The 5704-nt window shown below is 64.0% G+C and carries 5 protein-coding genes and 1 pseudogene; 2 read left to right on the top strand and 4 right to left on the bottom strand.

Annotated features, from left to right (window positions below):
• Nucleotides 1-2197, top strand: a 2197-nt coding sequence (locus tag Q0S71_RS00880) for an indolepyruvate ferredoxin oxidoreductase family protein (RefSeq protein ID WP_295990137.1), incomplete at its 5' end; no start/stop codon positions are given.
• A gap of 67 nt (nucleotides 2198-2264) precedes the next feature.
• On the opposite strand, the gene Q0S71_RS00875 is transcribed toward Q0S71_RS00880, so the two are convergent.
• Nucleotides 2265-2600 carry a hypothetical protein gene (locus Q0S71_RS00875; RefSeq protein ID WP_295990136.1) on the bottom strand — a complete coding sequence of 112 codons (336 nt, stop codon included), beginning with the start codon at nucleotides 2598-2600 and terminating at the stop codon, nucleotides 2265-2267.
• Between Q0S71_RS00875 and Q0S71_RS00870 the strand changes: the two genes are divergently transcribed.
• Complete coding sequence (locus Q0S71_RS00870; protein ID WP_295990135.1) at nucleotides 2599-4383, top strand: M14 family metallopeptidase; 1785 nt, start codon at nucleotides 2599-2601, stop codon at nucleotides 4381-4383. The genes Q0S71_RS00875 and Q0S71_RS00870 overlap by 2 nt on opposite strands.
• 43 nt (nucleotides 4384-4426) lie before the next feature.
• Here Q0S71_RS00870 and Q0S71_RS00865 read toward each other — a convergent pair.
• The 3 genes and pseudogenes from Q0S71_RS00865 to ttcA all read right to left on the bottom strand — a co-directional run.
• Nucleotides 4427-4698 (bottom strand): annotated as a pseudogene (locus Q0S71_RS00865) (type II toxin-antitoxin system RelE/ParE family toxin).
• Entirely contained in the window at nucleotides 4688-4927 is a 240-nt protein-coding gene (locus tag Q0S71_RS00860) for a hypothetical protein (protein ID WP_295990134.1), read from the bottom strand. The pseudogene Q0S71_RS00865 and the gene Q0S71_RS00860 overlap by 11 nt, the downstream one beginning before the upstream one ends.
• 101 nt (nucleotides 4928-5028) lie before the next feature.
• Nucleotides 5029-5704: tRNA 2-thiocytidine(32) synthetase TtcA (ttcA, locus tag Q0S71_RS00855; RefSeq protein ID WP_295990133.1), on the bottom strand; the 676-nt coding region annotated here is incomplete at its 5' end.

Below are 5704 nucleotides of genomic sequence, written 5' to 3'. Positions count from 1 at the left end.
CTCCGGCTGTCCGCACAATTCGTCGACCAAGGTGCCCGAAGGTTCGCGCGCGCTGGCCGGCATCGGCTGCCACTACATGGTGCTGTGGATGGACCGCGAAACGTCGACCTTCACGCACATGGGCGCCGAGGGCGTGACCTGGGTCGGCCAGGCCCCGTTCACGAACGAGAAGCACGTCTTCACCAACCTGGGCGACGGCACCTACTTCCACTCGGGTATCCTGGCGATCCGCGCGGCGGTGGCGGCCAAGGTCAACATCACCTATAAAATCCTGTTCAACGACGCCGTCGCCATGACCGGCGGCCAGGCCTTCGACGGCCCGCTCGATCCCGGCATGATCTCGCGCCAGATCGCGGCCGAAGGCGTCGGCCCCATCATCGTCGTCACCGATGAACCGGAAAAATATCCGGCCGATTACAAATGGGCCGAAGGCGTCACCGTGCGCCACCGCTCGGAACTGATGGACGTGCAGCGCGAACTGCGCGACCAGCCCGGCGTGTCGGCCATGATCTACGACCAGACCTGCGCCTCCGAGAAGCGCCGCCGCCGGAAAAAAGGCGAATACCCCGACCCGGCCAAACGCGCCGTCATCAACGAAGCCGTCTGCGAAGGCTGCGGCGACTGTTCCGTGCAGTCGAACTGCCTGTCGGTCGAGCCGCTGGAAACGGACCTGGGCCGCAAGCGCCAGATCAACCAGTCGTCCTGCAACAAGGACTTTTCGTGCACCACCGGTTTCTGCCCGAGCTTCGTGACGGTGGAAGGCGGCGCGCTGAAAAAGCCGAAGAAGGCCGTCGCCGCCAGCGCCGCCGGTGAAGCCGCCGCTCCGCCTTTGCCGATGCCGGCGATCCCGTCGACCGCGCAGCCGTTCGGCATTCTCATCACCGGCATCGGCGGCACCGGCGAGGTCACCGTCGGTCAGATATTGGCGATGGCGGCCCACGTCGAAGGCAAGGGCGCCGTGGTGCTGGACATGAGCGGCCTGGCGCAAAAAGGCGGGCCGGTGATGTCGCACGTGCGCCTGGCCGACAAGCAGGCCGATTTGCATTCGACCCGCGTCGGCACCGGCAGCGCCGACCTGGTGATCGGCTGCGACCTGATCGTCACCGCCAGCCGCGACGCCCTGTCGCGCATGGGCGAGGGCCGCACCTACGCCACCATCAACTCGACCGGCTCGTCGACGGCGGCCTTCGTCAAGAACCCGGACTGGCAATTCCCGGCGGCGTCGTCGAAGGGTGAAATCGTCAAGGCCTGCGGCGACGACCATGTCGAATTCGTCGACGCCGGCCAGATCGCCACCGCGCTGATGGGCGACTCCATCGCCACCAATATGTTCATGCTCGGCTACGCCTTCCAGAAGGGCCGCGTGCCGCTGGCGGAAGCGTCTATCCTGCGCGCCATCGAATTGAACGGCGTGTCGGTCGCCTTCAACGTCGCCGCCTTCAACTGGGGCCGCAGCGCCGCGCACGACCTGGCGTCGGTGGTGAAGATGACGACGCCGGCCAAGGTGATCGAATTCAAGCGCATCCAGACCCTCGACGACATCGTCGAAAAGCGGGTAGAACTGCTGACGGCCTACCAGGACGCGAATTATGCTAAACAGTATAAATCGTTTGTCGACCAGGTCCGCGCCGAGGAGGCCAGGCTCGGCAAGAGCACGCGTTTGAGCGAGGCGGTGGCGCGCTACTACTACAAGCTGATGGCGTACAAGGACGAATACGAAGTCGCCCGCCTGTACACCGACGGCGCGTTCAAGGAGAAAATCGCCGGCATGTTCGAGGGCGACATCACCTTGAAATTCCATTTGGCGCCGCCGCTGTTCGCCAAGCGCGACAGCCAGGGCCAGCTCATCAAGCAGGAATTCGGGCCATGGATGATGAAGGCCTTCGGCCTGCTGGCCAAGTTCAAGGGCCTGCGCGGCGGCGCGCTCGACGTCTTCGGCCACACCGCCGAACGCAAGATGGAACGGGCGCTGATCGTCGAGTATCGCCAGACGGTGGCGGCGCTGCTGCCGAAACTGACGGCCGATAATCTGTCGCAGGCGGTGGCCATCGCCAGCATCCCGGAAGATATCCGCGGCTATGGCCACGTCAAGGAGCGCCACTTCAAGGCCGCCAAGCAGAAGGAAGCGGCGCTGATCGCGGCCTTCAATGCGCCGCCGGTGATCGCAGCGGCGGGCGAGGAGCATCACGCGGCATAAATCTTTACGCGCCAAGCGCAAGGGCGGCCACATAGGGCCGCCCTTTTTGGTTAACGTGTTCGCTTCTTCAAAAATCATATAAAAAAAGCGCGTAACTTTTCGTTCGCGTTTCGTATTCAGCTTGATATCTTTGCGCTTTTTTAAACGCAGAGAGTTCAATGAAGACGATCCAACTCCAACCGTTGCCGGCGGACCGGCTCGCGCTGTTGTGCAGTTCTCCATGGCGGGCGCAAACGCCGGCGCCGGATGGCGCTGCCACGGCGGCCGCGAACGCGCAGGCCGTCGTCATCACTTCGGTGCCTGAGCTGGCGGTAGCGGCAAGCTTGCAAAGCCGACTATAATTTCCGGCATCTCCGGCGCGGCTCGCGCCGGACTTTCCCACCATCGCCGGAGCCTGATTCATGATTCGTTCTGCCTTACTGCTTGCCCTGTCCACCTCCGCCGTTTCCATTTCCGCTTGCGCCGCGCCGATGGCGCACGCCGCGCCCGACCTGAGCACCATCGCTGAACGCTCCCGCTTCCAAAGCACCGGCCATTACGACGAGGTGATCGCGCTGTGCGCCAAATTCCAGAAGGCGTATCCGAAACAGGTGCGCTGCTTTGAATTCGGCCGCACGCCGGAAGGCCGGCCGATGCTGGCGCTGGCCGTCTCGCGCACCGGCGCGCTGACGGCGCAGCAGGCGCGCCGGCGCGGCCTGCCGGTGCTGCTGATCCAGGGCGGCATCCACGCCGGTGAAATCGACGGCAAGGACGCCGGCTTCCTGGCGCTGCGCGAGGCGCTGGAAAACCAGGCGGCGCCGGGCGCGCTGGACCAGCAGGTGCTGTTGTTCGTCCCCGTCTTCAACGTCGACGGCCACGAACGTTTCGGCAAATGGAACCGCCCGAACCAGCGCGGCCCGGTCGAAATGGGCTGGCGCACGACGGCGCAGAACTACAACCTCAATCGCGACTACGTCAAGGCCGACGCGCCCGAGATGCAGGCCATGCTGGCGCTGGTGAACGACTGGGATCCGCTGGCCTATGTCGACCTGCACGTGACCGACGGCGCCAAGTTCCAGCCCGACGTGTCGATCCAGGTCGAGCCGGTGCACGGCGGCGACGAGTTGCTCAGGCAGGCCGGCGGCGCGCTGCAAAATGCCGTCATGGCCGACCTGAAAAAGCAGGGCTCCGATCCGAAGCCGTATTACATTGCGTTCGCCGAGGAGGACAACCCGGCCTCCGGCTTCATGGACAGCATGTCGACGCCGCGTTTTTCAACCGGCTATTTCCCGCTGCGTAACCGCCTCGCCATGCTGGTCGAAACCCACTCGTGGAAGGATTATCCGACCCGCGTGCGCATCACGCACAACGCCATCGTCTCGCTGCTGTCGCAAATGGCCGAGCATGGCCGGGAGTGGAGCAAGATGGCGCGCGAGGCCGACGCCCGCGCGGCCGCCCTGAACGGCGCCGCCGTGCCGCTGACGTATAAAACGACGGACAAGGTCAGCACCATCGAATTCGCCGGCTACGAATACACGCGCAGCAAATCCGACGTTTCCGGCGGCCCGATGACGCACTACGACGAGAGCAAGCCGCAAGTGTGGACCGTGCCGCTGCGCGACGAAGTGGTGCCGGACTTGCTGGTGGCCGCGCCGCGGGGCGGCTATCTGGTGCCGGCCGCGCAGGCCGCATGGGTGGGCGCCAAGCTCAAGGAACACGGCATCAGCTTCAAGGTGCTGGCGGCCGATCTGGGCAAGGTCGATGTCGAGACCTTCCGTGCCGAGAAGACCACGTTCGGCAAGCAGTCGTTCGAGGGCCATCAGGCGCTGAAGGTGGAGGGCGAGTGGCAGCATGATGCGCGCAGCGTCGGCAAGGGCGCGCTGTTCGTGCCGATCGCGCAGGCCAAGTCGCGGCTGGTGATGACGATGCTGGAGCCGCGCGTCGACGATTCGCTGCTGGGCTGGGGCTATTTCAACAACGCCTTCGAGCGCAAGGAATACATGGAGGAGTATGTGGCCGAAGACGTCGCGCGTGAACAGCTGGCGGCCGATCCGGCGCTGGCCGCCGCCTTCCAGCAAAAGCTCGCCAGCGATCCGGCCTTCGCCGCCAACCCGCAGGCGCGGCTGGAATTCTTCGCCCGCCGCCACGCGTCGTGGGACGAGCGCTTCAATCTCTATCCGGTGATGCGGACGGCGCAGAAGCTGTAACGATGTTCGTGCGCGCCCCTGTCGGTGAGCGACGGGGGGCGCGCTATCGTTTGCGCGCCGTGTGCCAAACTTGGAGAATTTCTATTCTGTCGTTCTTGATGCGATAGACCAGCAGATAGTGGCGATGAACGACCAACTCACGCACGCCAGCAACAACTTCTCCGCCAAGAAATGGTGTGGTGCTCAGCAGCGGGCCTTGATCGCTTGCACCAGCAAGTTCGCCGCAACAGGCTGGTCGGCAGCGATGAATTCGGCGATTTTGTCCAGACCGGACAGCGCGCGCTTGGACCAAATGAGCGGGAAATTATGCGTCATAGCGGCTCAATACCGCGTTGACTTCTTCGTCCGATGCGAATTCACCGCGATCTGCCGCGGCTATCGCTTCCGCCAGATCCGCCAATTGTGGCGAGCGCCATGCCACATAGTGCTTGAGCGCGTCCTGCGCGATCAGGGCCAGCGATTGGCCCGGAAGCGCCGCGAGTTCGTGCAGCTTGTGCTCAAGCTCGGGTGTTAGCTCGACTGCGATATGCACTGTTCTGCTCATGGCGTTCTCCATCGACCGGACTGAAATTATACGCCGCACCCATGGCGGTGCGGCGCCGCCGCCTTGATACAGCTCAGTTGATCTCAGTTGATCTATATCGTTTATACCGATTGCAGCGGGATCATGCCCGGCATCGTGGTCGGCGTCGAGCAGGGCTCGTCGTCGAAGGCGATATCGCCCAGCGGGCTGGCGACGCCGTCCGCTTTCAGGTCGGCGAAGCCGAACAGCTCGCGGTCCATCAGGTGCGACGGCACCACCGTCGACAGCGCCGAGAAGATGCTTTCCACGCGGCCGGGGAATTTCTTGTCCCAGTCGCGCATCATGGCCTTGATCTGCTTGCGCTGCAAATTCTCCTGCGAGCCGCACAGGTCGCACGGGATGATGGGGAAGCCCTTCACTTCGGCGTAGCGCTGCGTGTCCGCCTCCTTCACGTAGGCCAGCGGGCGGATCACGACGTGCTTGCCGTCGTCCGATTGCAGCTTGGCCGGCATGCCTTTGAGCTTGCCGCCGAAGAACATATTGAGGAAGAAGGTTTCCAGGATGTCGTCGCGGTGGTGGCCGAGCGCGATCTTGGTCGCGCCCAGTTCATCGGCCACGCGGTACAAAATGCCGCGCCGCAGCCGCGAGCACAGCGAACAGGTGGTCTTGCCTTCCGGGATCAGGCGCTTGACGATGCTGTAGGTGTCCTGGTTCTCGATGTGGAAGGCCACGCCCAGTTCCGTCAGATAGGCCGGCAGGATGTGGTCGGGGAAGTTGGGCTGCTTTTGATCGAGGTTG

The sequence above is a fragment of the Rugamonas sp. genome (assembly GCF_025354735.1).
Classification (GTDB): Bacteria; Pseudomonadota; Gammaproteobacteria; order Burkholderiales; family Burkholderiaceae_D; genus Rugamonas.
The sequence above is the reverse complement of the archived record's forward strand: the minus strand, read 5'-3'. Positions and strand labels throughout refer to the sequence as shown.

What these genes read in the sequence shown, in the direction of transcription:
- Q0S71_RS00870 (WP_295990135.1), top strand. Translation starts at nt 2,599, where the DNA reads ATGATTCGTTCTGCCTTACTGCTTGCCCTGTCCACCTCCGCCGTTTCC.
- Q0S71_RS00875 (WP_295990136.1), bottom strand. Translation starts at nt 2,600, where the DNA reads ATGAATCAGGCTCCGGCGATGGTGGGAAAGTCCGGCGCGAGCCGCGCC.
- Q0S71_RS00860 (WP_295990134.1), bottom strand. Translation starts at nt 4,927, where the DNA reads ATGAGCAGAACAGTGCATATCGCAGTCGAGCTAACACCCGAGCTTGAG.